Annotated in this window: 20 protein-coding genes; 4 read left to right on the top strand and 16 right to left on the bottom strand. The window is 53.1% G+C overall.

The window, feature by feature from the left end; genetic code table 11:
- Positions 1-2: 2 nt before the first annotated feature.
- Genes gspE through gspC form a run of 3 tightly spaced genes read right to left on the bottom strand, consistent with a single transcriptional unit; the run spans position 3 to position 4,673 of the window.
- A complete protein-coding gene (gspE, locus tag ACQ661_RS05175) occupies positions 3-1,565 on the bottom strand; it encodes a type II secretion system ATPase GspE (RefSeq protein ID WP_431667815.1) in 1,563 nt (520 codons plus the stop codon).
- Positions 1,558-3,723: a type II secretion system secretin GspD gene (gene gspD, locus ACQ661_RS05170; RefSeq protein WP_431667814.1), complete on the bottom strand. Its 2,166-nt coding sequence runs from the start codon at positions 3,721-3,723 to the stop codon at positions 1,558-1,560. Before gspD ends, gspE begins: the two co-directional genes overlap by 8 nt.
- Positions 3,723-4,673, bottom strand: a complete 951-nt coding sequence (gene gspC, locus ACQ661_RS05165; protein WP_153826848.1) for a type II secretion system protein GspC — start codon at positions 4,671-4,673, stop codon at positions 3,723-3,725. Before gspC ends, gspD begins: the two co-directional genes overlap by 1 nt.
- A gap of 151 nt (positions 4,674-4,824) precedes the next feature.
- On the opposite strand from gspC, the gene hslO reads away from it, so the two are divergent.
- Positions 4,825-5,658 (top strand): Hsp33 family molecular chaperone HslO, encoded by an 834-nt coding sequence (gene hslO, locus ACQ661_RS05160; protein WP_431667813.1) that lies wholly within the window; start codon positions 4,825-4,827, stop codon positions 5,656-5,658.
- 27 nt (positions 5,659-5,685) lie between these two features.
- On the opposite strand, the gene ACQ661_RS05155 is transcribed toward hslO, so the two are convergent.
- The 10 genes from ACQ661_RS05155 to ndk form a co-directional block, all read right to left on the bottom strand.
- Positions 5,686-6,057, bottom strand: a complete 372-nt coding sequence (locus ACQ661_RS05155) for an RNA-binding S4 domain-containing protein (protein WP_110076519.1) — start codon at positions 6,055-6,057, stop codon at positions 5,686-5,688.
- Positions 6,058-6,066: 9 nt separating this feature from the next.
- A complete protein-coding gene (der, locus tag ACQ661_RS05150; protein ID WP_431667812.1) occupies positions 6,067-7,662 on the bottom strand; it encodes a ribosome biogenesis GTPase Der in 1,596 nt (531 codons plus the stop codon).
- 6 nt (positions 7,663-7,668) lie between these two features.
- Positions 7,669-8,862, bottom strand: a complete 1,194-nt coding sequence (gene bamB / locus ACQ661_RS05145) for an outer membrane protein assembly factor BamB (RefSeq protein ID WP_431667811.1) — start codon at positions 8,860-8,862, stop codon at positions 7,669-7,671.
- Positions 8,859-9,467 (bottom strand): YfgM family protein, encoded by a 609-nt coding sequence (locus ACQ661_RS05140; protein WP_431667809.1) that lies wholly within the window; start codon positions 9,465-9,467, stop codon positions 8,859-8,861. Before ACQ661_RS05140 ends, bamB begins: the two co-directional genes overlap by 4 nt.
- Before the next feature lie 2 nt (positions 9,468-9,469).
- The gene (hisS, locus tag ACQ661_RS05135; RefSeq protein ID WP_431667808.1) at positions 9,470-10,741 is read right to left on the bottom strand and encodes a histidine--tRNA ligase; all 1,272 of its coding nucleotides are present in this window, start codon (positions 10,739-10,741) and stop codon (positions 9,470-9,472) included.
- A 59-nt stretch (positions 10,742-10,800) separates the two neighbouring features.
- Positions 10,801-11,922 carry a flavodoxin-dependent (E)-4-hydroxy-3-methylbut-2-enyl-diphosphate synthase gene (gene ispG / locus ACQ661_RS05130; protein ID WP_110076514.1) on the bottom strand — a complete coding sequence of 374 codons (1,122 nt, stop codon included), beginning with the start codon at positions 11,920-11,922 and terminating at the stop codon, positions 10,801-10,803.
- Between the two features lie 132 nt (positions 11,923-12,054).
- Positions 12,055-13,488 carry a RodZ domain-containing protein gene (locus tag ACQ661_RS05125; protein ID WP_431667807.1) on the bottom strand — a complete coding sequence of 478 codons (1,434 nt, stop codon included), beginning with the start codon at positions 13,486-13,488 and terminating at the stop codon, positions 12,055-12,057.
- 9 nt (positions 13,489-13,497) lie between these two features.
- Positions 13,498-14,277 carry a type IV pilus biogenesis/stability protein PilW gene (pilW, locus tag ACQ661_RS05120; protein WP_431667806.1) on the bottom strand — a complete coding sequence of 260 codons (780 nt, stop codon included), beginning with the start codon at positions 14,275-14,277 and terminating at the stop codon, positions 13,498-13,500.
- Positions 14,278-14,355: 78 nt separating this feature from the next.
- The gene (locus tag ACQ661_RS05115) at positions 14,356-15,489 is read right to left on the bottom strand and encodes a bifunctional tRNA (adenosine(37)-C2)-methyltransferase TrmG/ribosomal RNA large subunit methyltransferase RlmN (RefSeq protein WP_431667805.1); all 1,134 of its coding nucleotides are present in this window, start codon (positions 15,487-15,489) and stop codon (positions 14,356-14,358) included.
- Between the two features lie 149 nt (positions 15,490-15,638).
- Positions 15,639-16,070, bottom strand: a complete 432-nt coding sequence (ndk, locus tag ACQ661_RS05110) for a nucleoside-diphosphate kinase (RefSeq protein WP_153826856.1) — start codon at positions 16,068-16,070, stop codon at positions 15,639-15,641.
- Between the two features lie 396 nt (positions 16,071-16,466).
- Between ndk and ACQ661_RS05105 the strand changes: the two genes are divergently transcribed.
- Positions 16,467-17,084 carry a hypothetical protein gene (locus ACQ661_RS05105; RefSeq protein ID WP_431667803.1) on the top strand — a complete coding sequence of 206 codons (618 nt, stop codon included), beginning with the start codon at positions 16,467-16,469 and terminating at the stop codon, positions 17,082-17,084.
- 68 nt (positions 17,085-17,152) lie between these two features.
- Here ACQ661_RS05105 and ACQ661_RS05100 read toward each other — a convergent pair whose 3' ends face one another.
- From ACQ661_RS05100 to ACQ661_RS05090, 3 genes are read right to left on the bottom strand one after another with little or no spacing between them, the layout of a single operon-like run.
- A complete protein-coding gene (locus tag ACQ661_RS05100; RefSeq protein ID WP_431667802.1) occupies positions 17,153-18,571 on the bottom strand; it encodes an ATP-binding protein in 1,419 nt (472 codons plus the stop codon).
- 1 nt (position 18,572) lies between these two features.
- Complete coding sequence (locus tag ACQ661_RS05095; RefSeq protein WP_431667801.1) at positions 18,573-19,241, bottom strand: winged helix-turn-helix domain-containing protein; 669 nt, start codon at positions 19,239-19,241, stop codon at positions 18,573-18,575.
- Positions 19,242-19,292: 51 nt separating this feature from the next.
- On the bottom strand, positions 19,293-19,643 hold the full coding sequence (locus ACQ661_RS05090; protein WP_431667800.1) for a PepSY domain-containing protein: 351 nt from the start codon (positions 19,641-19,643) through the stop codon (positions 19,293-19,295).
- A 120-nt stretch (positions 19,644-19,763) separates the two neighbouring features.
- On the opposite strand from ACQ661_RS05090, the gene ACQ661_RS05085 reads away from it, so the two are divergent.
- On the top strand, positions 19,764-20,222 hold the full coding sequence (locus tag ACQ661_RS05085) for a hypothetical protein (protein ID WP_431667798.1): 459 nt from the start codon (positions 19,764-19,766) through the stop codon (positions 20,220-20,222).
- 204 nt (positions 20,223-20,426) lie between these two features.
- Positions 20,427-20,960 carry a peptide-methionine (S)-S-oxide reductase MsrA gene (msrA, locus tag ACQ661_RS05080; RefSeq protein WP_431667797.1) on the top strand — a complete coding sequence of 178 codons (534 nt, stop codon included), beginning with the start codon at positions 20,427-20,429 and terminating at the stop codon, positions 20,958-20,960.
- Positions 20,961-20,982 lie beyond the last annotated feature (22 nt).

Raw genomic sequence — 20,982 nt, 5'->3', positions numbered from 1 at the left:
CCTTACTCCTCGCGCGTTACCCGCAACACTTCTTCTAAAGTGGTGCGGCCTTGCAGCACCTTAGCTAAGCCGTCATCGCGGATGCTGGGAGCGTGTTTGCGGGCATATTTTTCGATAGCTTGTTCACCATGTCCGCTGTGGATAAGTTCACGGACTTTCTCGTCCACCACTAACAGCTCATGGATACCGGTACGGCCGCGATAGCCGGTGTGATTACACTTGTCGCAGCCCACGGCACGGTACAAGGTTGCGCCTTTTTTCTTTTTAATCTCAAAGGCATCAGCCACGTAGGCTAGTTCGTCTGGGCTGGCGTCGTAGGCTTCTTTGCAATCGTCGCACAGGGTACGTACCAAGCGCTGCGCCAGTACCGTCAGTAACGACGACGACAGCAAGAAGGGCTCCACGCCCATGTCTTCTAGCCGCGAAATGGCGCCGGCGGCGGTGTTGGTGTGCAACGTAGAGAGTACCAAGTGCCCGGTTAACGAGGCCTGTACGCCAATTTGCGCGGTTTCTACGTCGCGGATCTCACCCACCATCACCACGTCTGGGTCTTGCCGCAAGATAGCGCGCAAGCCACGGGCAAAGGTCATGTCGACTTTGGCGTTTACCTGCATTTGGCCGATGCCTTCGATGGAATATTCAATCGGGTCTTCAACGGTCAAAATATTACGGTCGCGCGAGTTAATTTCCATCAAGCCGGCGTACAAGGTGGTGGATTTACCCGAGCCGGTGGGCCCGGTCACCAAAATGATGCCGTGTGGTTTGTTGATCAACTGCGAAAAGACCTTGCGGTTGGCTTCGGTCATGCCCAGTTGTTCGAGGTTCAAACGCGCATTGTTTTTGTCGAGCAAGCGCAGTACCACCCGCTCACCATGGTTAGATGGCATGGTGGATACCCGCACATCTACGGCACGGCCGGCAATCAGCAAGCTAATACGGCCATCTTGTGGCACCCGCTTTTCTGCGATATCCAGCTGCGCCATGACCTTGATGCGTGACACCAACAGCGAGCTTAACTTGCGATTGGGACGAATGATTTCGCGCAGTACGCCGTCTATCCGAAAGCGCACCAACAGTTCTTTTTCAAAGGTTTCGATATGGATATCTGAAGCGCCTTCTTTGATCGCCTCAGACAACATGGCGTTGATAAGCTTGATGATGGGCGCATCGTCTTCGCTTTCTAATAAATCTTCGGTTTGCGGTAGCTCATCGGCTAACGAGAACAGGTTGCTTTCGTTACCTATGTCTTCCATCAGCTGTTTCGCTTCAGACGAATCGCGCTGATAGGCTTGGGTGAGGATGGCCTCAAACTCGTCGTTAGGGTGATACTCAATGGCAAAGCTACGCCCGAGCACCCGCCGTACTTCAAGCAAGGTGTGGGGGCTAACGCCCTGGCGCGCATGCACCACCGGCTTACTCGTGACCTCGGTGGATTCGTCGGCAGTTACATCAGTATTGTCAGGCGCGGACGCCGGCATGGCCACTATCACTCCGTGACGCTTCGCAAACGCAAACGGCAACCGCTTCGGTGCCACTTGCGCGGCAACATCAGCGATATCAGTCATTGTTGTTACCTTCTGTGGAGGAACTTGCGGACCCAGCTCCGGACCTGGCTCCAGAGGTGGGGCTGACCCCCTCCTCCAAACCCTGCTCCCAGTTCGGTGGCAAGATCAGCTCATTATTGTACTCTGGCAAGCGCGGCTGTGAGGTGAGTGGCATCAAGGCGATGCCCTCTTCGTCGCGCTGCAATTGCTGGGCCCGAATAAAGTTGTATTTACGGCTAGAGATCTGGCTTGCTACGCCACTATCGCGCACAATGCGGGGCCGTAAAAATACCATCAGGTTACGTTTTTGACGGGTGGTTGAGGTGCTCTTAAAGAGGTTGCCCAACCAAGGAATATCGCCGAGCAATGGCACTTTGGAGACGGACTCTTGCACGTCTTCGTCAATCAGGCCGCCCAGCACGATGGTTTCGCCGTCTTCGGCCATCACCACGGTGCTCAGCTCACGTTTGTTGACAATGATATCGACGCTGGTAGCCCCACTGATGCTGGACACTTCCTGCTCAATCACCAATTGTACGGCGTTACCTTCGTTGATTTGTGGGGTGACTTTAAGCTTAATACCTACGTCTTCACGCTCTACTGTCTGAAACGGATTGTCGTTATTAGAGCCGGTGGTTGAGCCGGTAATAGTAGGTACCGATTGGCCCACCAAAAACGAGGCTTCTTCGTTATCCAAGGTCATGATGCTGGGCGTGGCCAAGATGTTCGAGTTGGTATTGCTGCTCACCGCTTGAATGATGGCGCCCCAATCGTTACGCAATACGCCAACCATCATGCCGTTCACGTTACCTAACACCTGCGCTAACAACGAGGCATCGCCGGGAGTATCCGGCTGACTGGTGGTTAACGGGTTGCCGGCATTGTCTATCTGGGTGGTGGTGGTTCCTTCACGCTCGCGCGCCATGTAAGCACCCAAAGCGAGCTGACCGATAGGCGCTTGCCGACCGTTGTTGTACTGCACCATGCCGCCGTCTTCGCTAATCCATTGCAGGCCTAAATCGATACCATCGCCTTCCATGATTTCTACGATAATGGCTTCTACATGCACTTGGGCGCGGCGAATATCCAACTGCCGAATCACGCTTTCTAGGCTAGTCAGCAAATCAGGCGCAGCGGTAATGACCAACGAGTTGCTGGCTTCGTGAGCGCTGATACTGATTTCGGCGCTGCTGCCACCGGTGCGGCGCGCGGCGGCTGCCGGCACTGTGCCACCACCCGAGGCGGCTTTTTCTGCTTGTAAGCTTTGGCTAACGCCTTGCAGGACCTCTACTAAATCTGGTGCCTTAGCATATTTCAGGTAATAGACGCGGGTGTTACCTTCGGTTTTCAAATCTTGATCGAGCTGGTTGATGAGTTTGACTACCCGCTCGCGGGCGCGCGGCTCACCACTAACCACCACGCTGTTGGTACGTTCGTCGGCAACGATTTTAGGAATCAACAATGCAGGCGAACCATCGTTGGCTTTTTCAAACAAAGCCGAGGCAATCCGCACCACCTCTGAGGCCGACGCGTACTCGAGTTTAATCACTTCAACGTCTTGGTTACCGGCGCGGTCGACGCGCTCAACAATCTCCACAATACGCTGCACAGTCTCGCTGCGGCCAGTAATGATCAGTACGTTCGACGAATCGTAGTTGACCACGTTGCCGCCGCCGGCTTGGTCATTGAGCAACCGCAATAATGGCGCTAGCTCTCGTACGGCCACGTTTTGCACCGGCACCACACGGGTGATCAAGGTATCGCCACCTAACGAGTTATCGTCAACTACCGGAATGGCACCGTTGCGTGCGTCTTTGTCGCGCATCACTTTAATCACCCCAGACTCCATGGTGACCGTTGCAAAGCCGTGCACTTCTAAGATATTTAAAAAGAACTGCCAGTATTGCGATTCGGTCATCACATCGTAGCTACGCACATCAATGCGGCCGCGCACGTCAGGATCGATGATGATGGTTTTGCCGAGGTTACGGCCCACCACCTGAATAAACTCAGTGATTTCGGTGTTTTTAAAGCTGGCCGTATATTCCACCGGTTTATCTTGAGCCTGCCGTGCAGCTTGCGCGAAGGCTTGCTCAGGAGCGGTGTAGGCAGCGCCGAGCGCGAGGCCCAAGGCGATAGCGACCGAAAGTGAGGTTTTACGCATACGGGTTCCTTTCATTACTCTTCACCTTGCGGTAAATCATTGATATCTAATCGCAAGTCGATGTATTCAGTGCCGCGCACCACGGTGACAGTGGCAGCGGTCATGGTCGCCAACTCATTAGTTAGTTTGATGGCGGTGGCGATATTGGTTAAATCTTGGCCATTGATGGCCACGGCTAAATCGCCGCTTTTAAACCCGGCTTGGTTAAACAGCGCGGGGTTGGCTCCGGGCGATAGGCGATAGCCTTTTAAGCCGCTACCTTCGCGCACCGGCGCTATCCGAATAAAAGTAAGCAAGGCTTGCGCTTTGGCTTGGGCGGCGCCTTCAAGCTGTGGGCCTGGGTCGGTAGCGGGCACGCCGCGGTCGGTTGCCGTAGGCGGTAAGCCACCGGCAACGGGCCCGGCCGCAACGTTGGCGCCGGCTTGATTATTGTTACGCTGCATGTTCGCCATGGTCAGCGATAAGCCTTCGCTTAACTCACCTATGCCTTCTAGCTCTAAGGTTTCTAAGCGACCGTTGTTATCTAGGATCACGCGGTCGGCGTAAATTTCGTGAATACCCACCTGCGTGCCCGATAGTTTTTCGCCCACCACATAGACTTCTTGTTTACCGGTACGTTCAATGATGGCGGCCGAACGGGCTGGGTTGGAAGATGCCGACACCCCCAACAAGCGTACATTCAAGGTGGTTTTGGGAGCGTTCTGAGCGGCCACTTGTTGCTGTTGTTTCACCTCAGCGCTGCCAAATAATTGCAGCCGCACGAGGCCACTGATGCTTGGCGCAACGTTGCTATTGGCACTGGCTGGCTGGCGAATCGGGCCGGTTGGCACCTCCGCGCGAGGTGTGATCAGCTGCCAGGTGAGCTGGGCGGCAAACCACACGGCAACGACGGCACATACGGCGGTAATAAGGCTGTTGCCGTAACGCTGCAACAGGGCAACGGCTTGATTATTCTGTATCTGCATGGATGATTAATGCGCTTTCGTTATAATTTTGTGACATCTGCATGGTTAGGTCATTCTAGCTTGCTCTGCGCCAAGTGAACAGATCAAAATTGCGGAATCTGGTATAATGCCTACAACTTCTTACATTAATATTACTGTTGTGGATGAACCTATGAATTACCCAACCGATCAGCTGTTACGCTACACCTTTATTGACCAAGATGTGCGCGGCGAATTAGTGCAGCTTACCAGTAGCTACCAGCGGATGCTACAAGGACATGATTATGCGGCGCCAGTACAACGCCTGTTAGGCGAATTGATGGCGGCCACCTCGCTGTTAACGGCGACCTTGAAGTTTGAAGGCCATATTGCGTTGCAGCTGCAAGGCGATGGCCCGATTAACTTTTTGGCGGTGAATGGTTCGCATCATCAGCAACTACGCGGTATCGCCCGCGTGCGTGAAGCCATCAGCGATGAGCAGACCGGGCTGCGTGAGTTGTTGGGCAAAGCGGTGATGGTAATTACCCTAACCCCACTTGAGGGCGAGCGCTATCAAGGAGTAGTGAGCGGTGATGGCGATAGCATTGCAAAAATTATTGAAAACTATTTTATGCAATCCGAGCAGTTAAACACGCGCTTGTGGTTGCACGCCGATGGCGAGCATGCAGCGGGGATGCTATTGCAGGTGATGCCGGCGGCTGGCAAAGATTTGACTGGGTTTGAGCACTTGCAACATCTTACTGCCACCATGACCGCTGCCGAACTCTACAGTTTGCCTGGCACTGAAGTGCTGCACCGCTTGTATCATGAAGAACAAGTAGAAGTGTATCCGCCAATGCCGGTTAGTTTTGAGTGTGGTTGTTCGCGTGAGCGTACGCTAGAGGCGTTAGCCACGGTAGAGCCAAGCGAGCTGCATGAGATTTTAACGCAAGATGGCGAAATCGTGATGACCTGCGAATATTGCAACGCACAATATGTGTTTAGTGAAGCCGATTTAGTGGGCTAAGTGCCGCCGAACATAACAACGCCGCTGTTATTGCTGTTTGAACTTCAGCAATTGGCGGCGTTCTTTTTTGTCGGGTTTGTGGTCGGGGTGCGGATTATAAAGCGCATTCATTTTGCGCAGCTCGGCTTCTTTTTCGCGCCGCTCGATGCTGGCTGGGGTTTCTCGGTAAAGCTCTTGGGCCAGCGGAGCGCTGAGGCGGTTTTCGCTCAGACCTAACACTTCAACTTCAAATAGATCATGGCCGCGCGGAGCTTTGATCAGCTGCCCCACGTTGACCATTTTGGCTGGCTTACACTTCTGGCCATCTACCGATACTTTACCGGATTGCACCATTTGGCGTGCTAGCGAGCGGGTTTTGTAAAACCGCGCTGCCCATAACCATTTGTCGATGCGCACCATAGGCTACACCTACTTTCTCTTTTTAATAAACTTCATCAAGCGCTTACGTTTGCGCATTTGGGTCATGGTGAGTTTATTCTTGCGGCCGGCAAACGGGTTTACCGACTCTTTAAACTCCACCTTGATGGGGGTACCCATCACCGCTAAGCTCTTGCGGAAGTAGTTCATCAGATAACGCTTGTACGAGTTAGGCAGGTGATCCACTTGGTTGCCGTGTACGATTATACGCGGTGGGTTGTATCCACCGGCGTGGGCGTACTTGAGTTTCACCCGACGTCCGCTCACCAACGGCGGCTGATGGTCATCGACAGCGGCTTCTAGAATACGGGTAAGTTTTGCTGTACCTACGCGCGCTGACGCCGAGGCGTAAGCTTCTAGTACCGACTCAAACAAGTTGCCGACGCCGCTGCCATGCAGTGCTGAGATAAAATGCACTCGCGCAAAATCAACAAAGCCTAAACGACGGTCTAGCTCGCGTTTGATTTCTTCGCGCTGATCGTTCGAGAGGCCATCCCATTTGTTCACCGCAATCACGATCGAACGACCGGCATTTAAGGCAAAGCCAATCAGGTTCAGGTCTTGATCTGAAACGGTTTCGCGCGCATCCATCACCGCAATCACCACGTTGGCGTCTTCGATGGCTTGCAGGGTTTTGATGACCGAGAATTTTTCTACGGTTTCATCAATGCGGCCACGGCGACGTACACCGGCGGTATCAATCAAAATGTATTGGCGACCATCGCGCTCCATCGGAATATACACCGAATCGCGTGTGGTGCCTGGCATGTCATACACCACCACCCGTTCTTCACCAAGAATACGGTTGGTTAGGGTCGATTTACCCACGTTAGGCCGACCGACAATGGCAAGTTTTAGCGGCAGTGCGTCGTAATCGATTTCGTCGTGATCACGAGTACCCAGCTGGCCGATGATATTGCCTTCATGGTCAATAATATGGCCGTCGGCATCTACGATGTTGCCTTCCGGGTCATAAATATTGCCGTCTTCGTCGGGCTCAACCACGGCGCCTTCGGCATCAACTAGATTACCTTCAGCGTCGATATCTACCGCTTCGCCACTGGCAGCAACCGGAATTTTCACCTCGGGGTAAGCTTCTAATAACGGGTCAAAGCAGCCTTGTAGCAAGGCTTCTACGCCGCGGCCATGAGCCGCAGCAATGCCGTGCACTTCGCCTAGGCCTAGCTCGTAGAAATCCGCCCGCGCCGCGTTAGCGTCGATACCATCGATTTTATTAGCAACCACGTAGGCCTGTTTGCCAATGCGACGCAAGTGTGCGGCAATGCCCATATCGGCGGCTGTGATACCATCACGAGCATCCACCATAAATAGCACCACGTCGGCTTCGTCGATGGCCCGCAAGGATTGCGCCGCCATCTCCGCATCGATGCCTTCTTCGTCGCCGTGCACACCCGCGGTGTCCACCACAATAAATTGGTACCCGTCGTAGTTCGCCTGGCCGTATTTGCGATCACGCGTTAGCCCAGGAAAGTCCGCCACTAGCGCATCGCGCGTGCGGGTTAAACGATTAAACAGGGTTGATTTGCCCACATTGGGGCGCCCGACCAGGGCCACTACGGGTAACATATAGGTTTAAATCCTTACCGCGAGTAACGTGCCGTCGCGTAATTGTAAATACAAGGTATCGCCATCGGCTACCGGCGCCACATAAACGCCTTCGCCTACTTCTAAGCGGCCCACGGTGTCACCGCTTAAGATATCTAAAAAGTGCAGGTAACCTAAGCTGTCACCCACCACAATGTAATTGCCAAAGCGCACCGGTGCGGTTAAGCCACGGCCGGTATAATCGGTGTTCGACCAGATCTCTACGCCGCCATCAGTGTTCACCGAGCTGACGGTGTCTTCATGGTCAGTTAAGAATAACCGGCCACCCGCCATGATCAGGTTTTGAAACGACGAGTATTCGCGCGTCCATACGGTACGGCCGGTACGCAATTCGATGGCTGCTAATTGGCCGTTATAGGCTACGTTATACGCCAACCCACCCGATACCACTGCGGCCGAGTCTAAATCCACCATGCGCTGTAATTCGGTATTGCCTTTAGGTACCGCTAAGCGCGCTTCCCAGGCCGGTTGGCCGTTTTCAGCGATAATCACCATCAACTTACCGGTTGCGGTGCCAACAAACACCCCGCCTGCGGTCATAACTGGTGCCGCCGTGCCACGAAGACTTAAGGCTGGCGATTCAGTGACCATGTCCCACACTTGCTCGCCGGTTTCTGCATCAAGCGCAATCACTTCACCGGTAGCGCCTTTGACAACCACCAAACCGTCGCCCACGGCTGGATCGGCTAAGATTTCGCTTTGTACTTGGGCATGCCAAATCAGCTCGCCGTTATCGGCATTTAGCACCACCACATCGCCATTCTCACTGGCTAGGTACAAGCGCCCTTCGGCAAAGGTTAAGCCGCCGCTGATTCGAACTGGTTCGCCGCTGCTCCAAAAACCACCGCTTTCTAAACCTAACATATCCAGCAGGTTTACTTGCCAAATGGTTTGGCCGTTAGCTTTGTTTAATGCGGCTACGACGCCTTCGCGGTCGGCGGCAAAAATACGTTCAGCATCGGTCACTGGGTTTAGGTGCGAGAAGTACTCGCCCACGCCACTGCCTACCGACTCGTCCCACACTACCCGTGGCTGCACTTGCTGATCAAACGGCTGCAAGAACTTATAGGTAGGTTCTTCGTCGTCAAATATCGAGCACCCTGCTAGCACTAAACCAGCCAAGGCTACTGCGGTGAGTTTTGCTGTTACTGCTAATTTCATGATGCCGCCGGAATGCTTTTAAGTTTTAAATCAGCCAAGCTGTTCGGATTAGCCGCTACTGCTGCTTGATAGGCTGCACGCGCGCCGGCTAAATCGCCTTTGGCTTGCAACACATCCCCTTTAATTTCAGCTGCGATGGCCTGAAAACCTTCCATAGTTTCTGCGGCTTGCACGGCCGCTAAAGCTGCGTCATATTGCTCTTGGGCGAACAATAAGCGCGCCTGACGGATATCAGCAACCGCCTTCAAGGCACCTTTGGCTTGGTCGCGCACGCTTTGCAACGCGCTTACTGCGGTAGCTAAATCGCCTTGTTTAGCTGCGGCACCAGCTAGCTCTAACGCCGCCAAATGGGCGTAGGCGCTGCCGCTGTTGGCGCTCATAAATTCTTGTGCCGCTACCGAGGCTTGCTCATCTTCGGCGGTAAGCTTAGCAACGATTTGAGCATAGTCGCTCGATTGCTGCTCTTGCTTGGCGATGGTTTGCGCATCGTAATAGCGCCATCCGTAAAACAGTGCAAAACCAATCACTAAGCCAGCAACGATGCCTTTACCGTGATCTTTCCAAAACTGTTTGATTTGTTCGACTTGTTGTTCTTCAGTTTCCATGTTTAACCTCGTTGGTAGCTCTTTTGCATTTCACCCAATAACTCCGGGATGGCGGCGGCGGTGACCGGCTCGGCATCACGGTTACGCAAATGCTTTAATTCATAATCGTTATCGCGTACTACTAGCGCAAAGGTTGCTCCAGATTTGTCCGCTTTGGCTAACTTCTTCTTCATGTTCTGCGCGCCGCTGTGCAGTTGTACCATCAGTTGCGGCTGCAGGTTACGAATGGTTTCGGCAACGGCTGGGGCGTTAAGTTCCCCAGCTTCGGTGGCGCCCATCACGTACACATCAATGCTGGCAGCTGGTGGGATCTTACCTTGCGATTCCAGCAATAGCACCAAGCGCTCCATGCCCATCGCAAAGCCCACAGCTGGGGTTGCTTTACCACCAAGCTGTTCAACTAAGCCATCGTAGCGACCGCCGGCACACACGGTGCCTTGCGCGCCAAGTTCGGTGGTGACCCACTCAAACACGGTGCGGTTGTAGTAATCCAGCCCACGTACTAGGCGCTCGTTCAAGCTGTAGTTAATGCCGGCAGCATCTAAGCGCTGGCATAAACCGTCAAAGTGCGCGCGCGATTCGTCATCCCAGTACTCGGATAAGCTTGGCGCGTTGGCCAAAATAGCTTGGGTTTCTGGTGATTTAGAATCCAGTACCCGCAACACGTTGGTGTCCAAGCGACGCTTAGAATCTTCGTCGAGGTGCTCTTCGTGAGCGCGCAAAAATTCGCGCAAGGCGTCGCGGTAGCGAGCACGTGCTTCGTTGGAGGCTAATGAATTAAGTTGCAGCTCTACCTGGTCAGCAATGCCAAACAGTTGCCACAGACGGGCCGACAACAAGATGATTTCAGCATCAATGTCTGGGCCTTCCATGCCAAACGCTTCAATACCAAACTGGTGGAACTGGCGATAACGGCCTTTTTGCGGACGCTCATGCCGGAACATAGGGCCTAAGTACCACAGGCGCTGGGTTTGGTTGTAGAGCAAACCATGTTCGTTACCCGCACGGACACAGCTGGCCGTGCCTTCTGGCCGTAACGTCAGGCTATCGCCGTTGCGGTCATCGAAGGTGTACATTTCTTTTTCTACGATATCGGTAACTTCGCCAATTGAGCGCTTAAACAGGTCGGTACTTTCGAGTACCGGCATACGAATCTCTTGATACGAATACTGCGCCGCCACTTGTCGCAATACGCCTTCTACGTACTGCCAAGCAGGCGATTGGCTGGGCAAAATGTCGTTCATGCCCCGAATTGCTTGTATGTTTTTAGCCACGGTTATTCTTTCGCTTTCGTCGTAAACAGATAAAAAATGGCGCCTAGTATACCCTAGCTTTAGCCTTGCTTCACGGGAATCTGTTCGGCCGCCGCTCGTTTTTGCTGGCGTTCTACTTCAGACCGAATATGCTGCTCTAATCTGTCTACTAAGTTATTGTTATCTAAACGTTCTTTTTGGCGTTCGCCATTAAGGTAAAAACCACTCTTATTCTTGGCGCCGGCCAAGCCCACGTGCGAGATCAGCGCTTCGCCCGGCCCATTCACCACGCAGCCAATGATAGACACGTCCATTGGCGTGGTAATGTCTTCTAGCCGTTGCTCAAGGGCGTTCACCGTTGCTATCACGTCAAATTCCTGCCGTGAGCAGCTCGGGCATGCAATAAAATTAATGCCTCGGCTACGAATTCGCAGCGACTTCAAAATATCAAAGCCCACTTTCACTTCTTCTACGGGGTCTGCTGCTAAGCTGATCCGTAAGGTATCGCCGATACCCTCGGCGAGCAGCATGCCTAAGCCAATAGATGACTTTACCGAACCACTACGCAAGCCGCCCGCCTCGGTGATACCCAGGTGTAATGGCTGCTCGATTTGCTTGGCCAATAAGCGATAACTTTCTACCGCTAGGAACACGTCTGACGCTTTCACACTTACTTTAAAGTCTTGAAAGTTTAGCCGATCTAAAATGTCCACGTGGCGCATGGCTGATTCAACCAAAGCCGCAGGAGTAGGTTCACCGTATTTTTCTTGAATTTCTTTTTCCAGCGAGCCACCATTCACCCCAATGCGAATAGGAATGCCGCGGTCGCGCGCTGCATCAACCACTGCTCGAATACGCTCTTCGTTCCCTATGTTGCCTGGGTTAATGCGCAAACAATCGACACCGTACTCCGCTACTTTGAGCGCAATGCGGTAATCAAAATGGATATCTGCCACCAGTGGAATGGGGCTTTGTTGCTTGATTAACTTAAAGGCTTCAGCAGCATCCATGGTGGGCACACTAACCCGCACCAAATCAGCACCAGCATTGGCGATAGCCTGAATTTGCTTCACCGTTGCTGCCACATCGGTGGTCTCGGTGTTGGTCATGCTCTGAACCGCAATCGGGGCGCCGTCACCAATAGGCACGTTGCCAACGTAGATACGGCGTGATGGTCGACGTTTTATTGGATTGTGATGCATGGGTTACCTATTTGTGTTCAAAGTCGATAGTTAAATACAAGAGCGATGTTAGCTATTTAAATACCAGAGCGCTGTTAGCTATTGGATATTGGCTATTAGGGCTGCCGGCTCCTAGCTGATCGCTGTTGGTGGTTATTCGATGGTCATGGTAACGCTACGATTGCGGCGGTAGTTGCTTAGATCTACGGGCGCATCGTTATAGGTTATGGTGACCGCTTCGGGTTTACACAAAATCAAGTCAAACGGCGCATTGCCGGTAAGTGGCATGCGATAGCCGGGTTCTTTGACGCCGATGGCGATGTCGTTGCCGCCGGCTTCGGTTACTTTCACCCAACAGCGCTGGCTGAATTCTAAGACTAAGGAATCTTGGCCGGCGGTGGTGCTACCGGTGTTGCCGGAGCTGCCGGTATTGCTACCTGTGGTGCCTGTGCTGCTACCTGTGGTGCCGCTGGTGCTGTCGCTGTTACTACCGCTGGTGTTTCCAGCAGAGGTGCCAGTGGTGTTGCCACCTGTGTCACCACCCGTGTTGCCGCTAGTAGTATCGCTGTTGCTATCGCCAGTGCTTCCGCCGGTACTGCTAGCTGTGTTACCGCTAGTGCTTTCACCGTTGTTGCCGCTAGTAGTATCGCTGGTATTTCCGCCGTTGCTGTCGCTGTTACTACCGCTGGTATTTCCACCGCTGCTGCCGCTAGTAGTATCGCTGGCGTTTCCGCTGGTGCTTCCAACAGTGGTGCCGCCGGTGCTGCTACCTGCGTTGCCGCTAGTTTCGGTGTTTCCACCGCTGCTGCTGTTGCTGCCATCGGTGTTGTTGCCAGTGGTGGTGCCGTTGGCGGTGCTACCTGTGTCCAGCGGGACCGTGGTGGCGCGGCGGGCGTTGCCTTCGGGGCTGTTGGTTTCGGTGACTTCGCTGCGAGGCTCAACTTGGGCGTCGCTGTCGTTGTTTTGTGAATCTTGCCACCACCAAGCTACGGCCATGGCTATCACAAGACCGATGATGATGTAGCTGATGAGCATTAGGCGGCTGTCATTGCGCTCGCGGACTTTGCGGCGCGAGAAGCTTTGCATTTTCAGCTCAGCCGCGGGTGCTTCGCCAAAGCCTTGGGCTTGGTATGCGGCAAAGACTTTGGCGGAGTCGACGTCGAGGGCTTTGCTGATGGAGCGTAAATAGCCGCGTACGTAGGTGGCGGTGCCGAGTTTTTCAAAATCATCGGCTTCGATGGTTTTGACGACAATTAGGCGCAAGCGTAGGCTGTCGGCGACTTGTTGTTCGCTAAGGCCTTTGGCTTCGCGGGCGGCACGCAGGATTTGGCCGGCGGTTTCACCGCTGTAGGCTGCTTCGCTGTCGCTTTGAGACTCGGTTTCTTGGCCGGTTTCTTGGCTGTGCTTTTGCCCGGCTTCTTGGCCGGCTTCTTGCCCGGTTTCTTGCCCGGCTTCTTGGCCGCGTTCTTGAGCTGCTTTTTGGCCAGCGGCGGTGCTAGCGTCGGCGTTAGCATCCTTGTGCTCGTCGGCAAAGATGTCGTCGGTTTGTGGCTTGGAGTTATTTGATTTCGATTGCTTATTTGTCATGCGGTGCCACTACTTATTAAGTTGTTGATAATTGCGCGCTTGGTCCGATTGCGGAAAACGCGACAACAAGAGCGCGCCAAACTCATCGCGTTTGTTATGGTTTCTTTGAGCGTGAGCTAATTGCACTTCTAGCCATAAATAACTTGCTGAAAGCTGAGGAAAATCAGCGCGTTGCGCGATAACCTCGGCAGCTTTGGGGTAATTGCCCTGAGCTAATAAAAAGGTCGCATAGCTTTCTAACATGGCAACGCTGCCGCCACTGTGGTTCAGCGCTAATTGATAATATTGGTCGGCTAATTGCCACTGCCCAGCTAGATTAGCACAGCGCGCTAAGTTCTCATATGTTCCTGCGACTTTAACGTAGCCAGGCTGGTCGATAGCCCGCTGAAATTGCTGTTCAGCTTCGGCAAAGCGCCCTTGGTTACAGAGTAACACGCCTAGGTTGTTGTAATTATTACCATCGGTAGGTTGCAGTTTGAGTGCTTGGCGGTAATAGGATTCGGCTTGCTGGGGATCTCGCACCTGTTGGTAGTAGAACGCAAGGCCCGTATAAACATCTGGATTATCAGGGGTATAGCTAAGGGCGCGCTCTAAATTGGCTTTGGCTTGTTCAAAGTTGCCGCTGCGCAAATACTGCAGGCCAAGGGCCAAGCGCGTTTGTGCGGCTTCTTGCGCATCAAATTGTTGAGCCGGCTGCGATTTGCCGTCTAGGGTTCGCTGACTCACGCAACCACTGGCCAAGGCCAGGCTGACGATCGCGATAAGCAGTGTGTACAGCTGTGTGCGCATGTAAATTCCCCCGTAAAGACAGCTATCTTAACCCGATTACCTTTCAGGTCAAGCGACAGCGCACGGTCGTGGGCTTATTTACAGCGCCTTGACATCGATGCCATCGCCACCGCGTTGGGCTTGCTGTTTCTTCAGAATCCGTTTGGTGCGGTCAATCACATCGCCCACTAACTGGCCGCAAGCGGCATCAATATCATCGCCGCGAGTACGACGGACGACGACGATGTAGCCTTTTTCCATCAGCACTTTAGCAAAACGGTCAATGCGTGAGTTGCTGGAGCGCCCGTAATCAGAGCCCGGGAATGGGTTAAATGGGATCAGGTTGATCTTGCTCGGGGTATCTTTCAATAACTCGGCAAGTTCCGCGGCCTGTTCCATCGAATCGTTGATATGATCCAGCATTACGTATTCGATGGTGATGTTTTTATTGGCTTTAGAGCCTTCGATGTAATCGCGGCTAGCTTTTAAAAACTCTTGAATATTGTACTTTTTATTGATGGGTACGATTTCGTTACGTAGCTCATCGTTGGGCGCATGCAAAGAGATCGCAAGAGCCACGTCGATTTGTTCTTTGAGCTTATATAAAGCCGGCACCACGCCAGAGGTGCTTAGAGTGACGCGACGTTTGGACAAACCAAAAGCGTTGTCGTCGAGCATCAGATCCATGGCTGGCACCACATTGGTCAGGTTGAGCAAAGGCTCGCCCATGCCCATCATCACTACGTTCGTCACGGCTTTCACGCCGGTATCGCCAAAGGCACCTAGCAGTTTGTTCACCCGCCACACCTGGCCAATGATTTCGGCCACGCGCAAGTTCCGGTTGAACCCTTGCTGAGCCGTTGAGCAGAAGGTACATTCCAGCGCACAACCTACCTGCGAACTCACGCACAAAGTGGCGCGGTCACGATCTGGGATCCAAACCGTCTCCACGTCTTGGCCATCAAACAAGGTCATCGCGAACTTAATGGTGCCATCGGCGGACTGCTGCTGCAGCCGCACTTCCGGGGCACGCACCTCAGCAACTTGCTTAAGTTTTTCGCGCAACGCCTTGTTAAGGTTAGTCATTTGGTCAAAATCATCGATGCAGAAATGATACAACCACTTCATCACCTGATCAGCGCGAAATGGTTTTTCGCCCAATTCTTGAAAGAACTCACGCATTGCGGCGCGGTTCAAATCGAGCAAATTCACTTTTTTATCAACTGCATTCATTTAATTAAAACCTTAGTGCGATATTGGGTATTCGTAATTCGTGGTTCGTACGTTCACTGCGTTCACTGTTCGTCCGCTACGCTATTCGCGAACAGCGCAAAGCGCGGACGAACAGCGAAGCGTACGAACAACAGTTAACGCTCTTACTATTAACGAGTACGAGCGCAGATTTCTTCGTCGCTGAAGAAGTACGCGATTTCACGTGCTGCTGATTCTACTGCGTCAGAACCGTGTACTGCGTTCTCGTCGATAGATACAGCATAGTCTGCGCGCAAGGTACCTGCCAGTGCGTCAGCTGGGTTGGTAGCACCCATGATATCGCGGTGACGTTTAACCGCGTTGTCGCCTTCAAGTACTTGCACCATGATTGGGCCAGAGGTCATGAAGTCTACCAACGCGCGGAAGAAAGGACGCTCTTTGTGTTCAGCGTAGAAGCCTTCTGCTTGCTCAGTGCTCAGGTGCATCATTTTAGCTGCAACGATACGGAAACCAGCAGTTTCGAAACGGTTGTAGATAGCGCCGATGACGTTTTTGCCAACAGCGTCTGGCTTGATAATTGATAAAGTGCGCTCTAAAGCCATGATTTTCTCCAATCAAGTTTAAAAGTTAAAGGGTCAAAATTTTAGTCGCGCGGATTATACATGAACGCCGCTGGCGCGGCTAGTGCGGGAGGAACTTGCGGACCCAGCTCCGGAGCTGGGTCCGCAAGTCTTTCAAGAGGAGGTGGTAAAATAGCTGGTCGGTAATTCACGGCTGAGTGCAAAAAGCACGGCAGTGGCGGGATGCGGTTGCTGATAGAAATTGTTTGATGGTGGGTGAAGCTGAGTGATTGGCTGCTTGTTGCGGCTGAATTTACGGTACTGGGGCGCTTACGGTTGTAGGTGGTTTACGCCAATTACCGGCGCAGTTTAGCGGACATTATGGCGAGTTAGTCACTTACACCTGCACTTTTTATCATTAAAATAAGGATGTTATCTATGCATGGTTTAGGACGAGTTTTGGTGGTTGGAGCGCTGGCTTTGGCTTTGCAAGGGCTGGCCAGCGGCACTGCGCAAGCGCGTAGTTACGGTTATCGACCGGCGCCGCCGCCTGCTCCCTCGTTTGATTTTGTGAGTGCCGGTTTTGCTAGTGGTAAATGGGGCGATGACTGGGCCAACGGCGCTATTGTGGGCGCATCTTTTATGTTGACCGATGCTTGGTTTGGCTACCTGAATGCGGACCGCGAGAGTCTGGATGACGCCTCGATGACGACCCTTAATGCGGGCTTGGGATACGCCCACAGTTACCGTCAGAACACCGTGATTTATGGCGGCTTTGGCTTTATTCAGGGGCGGATTGATTGGGGTGACCAAGCCGATGCTATCGGGGCGGTGACCGAGTCTGGCTACGAACTCAATGTTGGCGTGCGACATCGGGTGAATCAGCAGTTAGAGCTTGATGCGCGCTTTGGCCATGTGGATCTCGGCGCCGGAGACCAAAATTTGCGTTTGCTTGGGCGCTACTATGTGAATCAACGCTGGGCGGTGGAGCTCGGCTACACCTTTGTTAATTCCGACAGTGCTTTGGCGCAAGTCGGTTTCAGCTATCATTTTTAATTGGGTTTGATGTTCTCTGCCGGTTGCGGTCGTCAGCACGACGGCCGCAGTTTTAAGTTTAAGCTCAGTTATAAGTTGAAACGCAACTGTACTCGTAGGCCACCGAGGTGGCTAGGTCCCAACTGCATTTCTACGCCATACAAATGCGCCAGCTCGGCCGCTACCGTTAAGCCAATTCCACTGCCCTGCACCGACATGTCATGACGTTTGCCTCTTGCTAAAGCTTGCTGGCACTGTTCGTCGGTCATGCCCGGGCCATCATCATCGATTTGTAGCAGCAGCGTTGGCGGTGCTGCCGTGGCATCAGCCGTGGCGCTGAAACTCAGTTGCTGCTGCGAATATTTCAAGGCATTTTCTAACAGGTTGCCGACAATTTCTTGTAAATCCGGTGCTGCTACGGGTACGGCGATGGCGGCTAGCTGCGGCTGGTCAAGCTGGCTGTAACTGAACTTGCGTTGGCGCTGTTTGGCCATGCTGGCGATGGCTGCGAGGATCGGCTGTAGCGCTGCTTGCAGATTCGCATGAGCCGCGAGCTGGTGAGTACCTACTGCGGCTGCGCGCGCTAAATGGTGCTGTACCACTTGGTCCATACGATGGATTTCTCGAGTGAATTCAGCAGCAAGCTGCGGCGGTAGTTCGGCTAGTTGGCTTTGCATCACAGCCAACGGCGTTTTGAGGCTATGGGCTAAATTCGCAGCTGCGGCACGGCTATGTTCAAGCAGCTTTTCATCGCGCTCAAGCACGTCGTTAAGTGCCTCAGCTAACGGTTTGAGCTCACTGCTTAGAGCGGCGCTATCGAGCCGCGATGAGGGACTTGCGGACCCAGCTCCGGAGCTGGGTCCGCAAGTTCCTCCATGGCGGAGCCGCTGCAGTTGGTGGCTGAGGCTGGCGAGGGGGGCGAGTACCCAGCGCAGTTGGACGGCGAGAAACAGCAGTAAAACGATGGCTAGGCCGGCTAAAGCAAGCCACAACACTTGGTTAAAGGCGGCAACTTCGCGGTCTATTTCGGCCACAGGGCCGCCCACCATCACATGAATCGGCTGTTCTAGCTGGGCGAGCAAATAATCTCGTTCAGACACGCGTAAGGCTTGCTGCTGTGGGCCAATGCCGGGGCGCAAGATCAAGTTATTCACAACGCCATCAACGCTCGGTTGCAAGCGTTGGTCCCACAGCGATCGCGACAGCGCGAGGGTTTGTTCGGCACTGCTGATCTGCCAATACCACCCCGAATAAATCTCATGAAAACGATGGTCACCTAACTTATCTTGAACTTCTAATTCGCCCATGGGGTTCACTTCTAAGGCAGCCACCAGCACGTTCTGCCAAGCGGTGAGGCGAGCATCAAACGAGGCGGTAACGGAGCGTTCGAAGGCATGACTGAGGGCCCATCCTGCGCTAGGCAGAGCTACCAAGAGCAACACCAGGCCAGCAATGATCGTGCGCTGACGTATGCTGATAGGTGGTACCGTGCGAGTCGCTTTTGCCATGTTAATCAACCGTCATGGCTTGCACCCGATAGCCTTGGCCACGAATGGTTTCGATAAAATCGCGGCCGAGTTTTTTGCGCAGCCGGGCAACTTGAACATCGATAACATTGGAGTCCGGCTCTTCGTCGCGGTCGTACACGTGGTCGTGTAACTCGGTGCGACTTACGATACGACCGCTGGCATGCATTAAGTAGCTGATCAGCTTGGTTTCTTGTGCGGTAAGCTTAACCGGCATGCCCTGTTTGCTGAGCTGATTGGTGAGGGTGTCGAAGACCACCTCGCCGACGGTTAAATGCGGGTGGGCTTGGCCGTAACTGCGGCGGATAAGCGCCTTAACGCGCATTAATAATTCAGCCACCGCAAAAGGTTTTACCAAGTAGTCATCAGCGCCAGCATTAAAACCGCTAGCCTTATCAGCCCACGTGCCGCGCGCGGTTAAAATAAGCGTGACGATACCAATGCCTGCTTGACGCCAGCGCTGCAACCAATCGCTGCCTTGGCCGTCGGGGAGGCCCAAATCTAAGATCAGCAAATCAAACACTTCGGTGCTTAACAAATAGTCAGCCGCGGCGCCGGTACCGGCATGGTCGACGTTATAGCCGGCCTCGGTCAGCACCTTGGTGAGGTTTTGCGCCAATTTGATATCGTCTTCAACAATCAAAATTTTCATGCAAGTTACTCATAACCGATGGTTCCGAGCCCATCATTCATGGCCGATAACTCATGGCTGTTTGCTCATGGCTTTTAACTGACGCCCTTCTACGCTCATTAGCTCGCCGGTACGGGCGGCAAATTCAAACTCGGCCCGTTGCCCTTGGGGGCCGATCATCTCTATTTCGTAGACGAGCATACCATCATCGTCTTCTAATTCTATCTCCACAATTTCGCCGTAATAGCGCTCGCGTAAATACGCCAAGATCACTTCTAACGACACCACCTCGCCCGCTTGCACTTGTTGGTACAAACGTTGCTGTTGCTTGTTGTCGGACCAGACGCCGGCGGGCGCAGCCAGAGCCGCTTGCAGGCCCCAACTAAGACTGGTGACAAAGATGAGATAAGATAACTTGTTCATGGTGTTAAGCTTACCCGAAAAACGGTTCACGAACATGAACCAAACATGAACGAGTGGTTCATACTAGGCTCATTGATAGGCTGATAAGATAGCTGCAACATCAACAAAGGAGTACCGACTATGTCAAACAAAAGCTTGGTAGTAAGTTTAGCAGCCGTATTACTAATGGGCACAACTGCCGTAGTTGCAGCTAACTCAGCGGTTACCGCCAACAGCCAAATGGAGCAGTTGCAAGCGCTTAAGAATTACGGCTATACCCATGTTAATGAGCTGGAGTGGGATGATCATCGCCCGCAACTGGAAGTGGAAGGTTGGCTAGCCGATAACTGGTTTGCCGAAGTGACGTTTCAGGGCGCAGGGGCCGCAGCTGAAGTGAAGCACGAGCGCAAAGAAAGCAAGATCGTACAGCCGTGGGGCCTGACCTTGACACAAGTTGAACAAGTGATGCAACAGGCGAATAGTCAAGGCATGGCGGTGTTTGAAGAGATCTCAATTGATGATAGCGGTCGTATTGAGATTGAAGGTGACAACGCCAACGGTCGTGAACTAGAGCTGCGTTTTCATATCCGCGAGCTGTAACTAACGCCCCCCCTCTGCAACGATAACAGCAACGATAACAAACGGGTGGCCACGTGCGTGTGGTCGCTCGTTTTTGTTGCAGTGGCTTGATCAGAGGCTTTACAAACTATGGCTGCAGGCGTAAAGTAACACCATCCAATACAGGCATCTAGACGTCTATTCGCAGGATGTCTTTTCGTTCTTTTGCGACGGAGTTTACAAGTTATGACGCAACAAATTACGTTAGGCGGCGGTTGTTTTTGGTGCCTTGAAGGCGCCTTCAAGCAAGTACGTGGGGTATTAAAAGTGCAATCGGGTTATGCCGGCGGCCATAAAGCCGAACCTACCTACGAAGAAGTCTGCAAGGGCGATACCGGCCACGCTGAGGTGGTGCAAATCACTTTTGAGCCGACCTCGCTAAGCGTGCGCGAGATTTTTGAGATCTTTTTTGCACTGCATGACCCCACTCAGGTCAACCGTCAAGGTAACGATATTGGCAGCCAGTATCGCACCTCGATTTTCTATCAAACCGATGAGCAGCAGCGTTTGGCGCAAGAAATCATTACGGAAATGGAGCGCGAGCAAACCTGGGATGCGCCTATTGTGACCACCGTTGAGCCACTGGAAAAATTCTGGTCGGCCGAAGAATATCACGACAACTACGTGGAGCGTAATCCTGAAAATGCCTACTGCCAAGCAGTGGTACATCCTAAGTTGGCGAAGTTTAAGCGGACTTTTGCTGAGAAACTTGACGGCTAATATTTGCGGTTAATATTTGCAG

Origin of the sequence: Pseudidiomarina sp. WS423 (assembly GCF_050750165.1) — a bacterium.
Classification (GTDB): Bacteria; Pseudomonadota; Gammaproteobacteria; order Enterobacterales; family Alteromonadaceae; genus Pseudidiomarina; species Pseudidiomarina fusca.
Note: the sequence above shows the minus strand (reverse complement) of the source record. Positions and strands in the feature narration are given on the sequence as shown.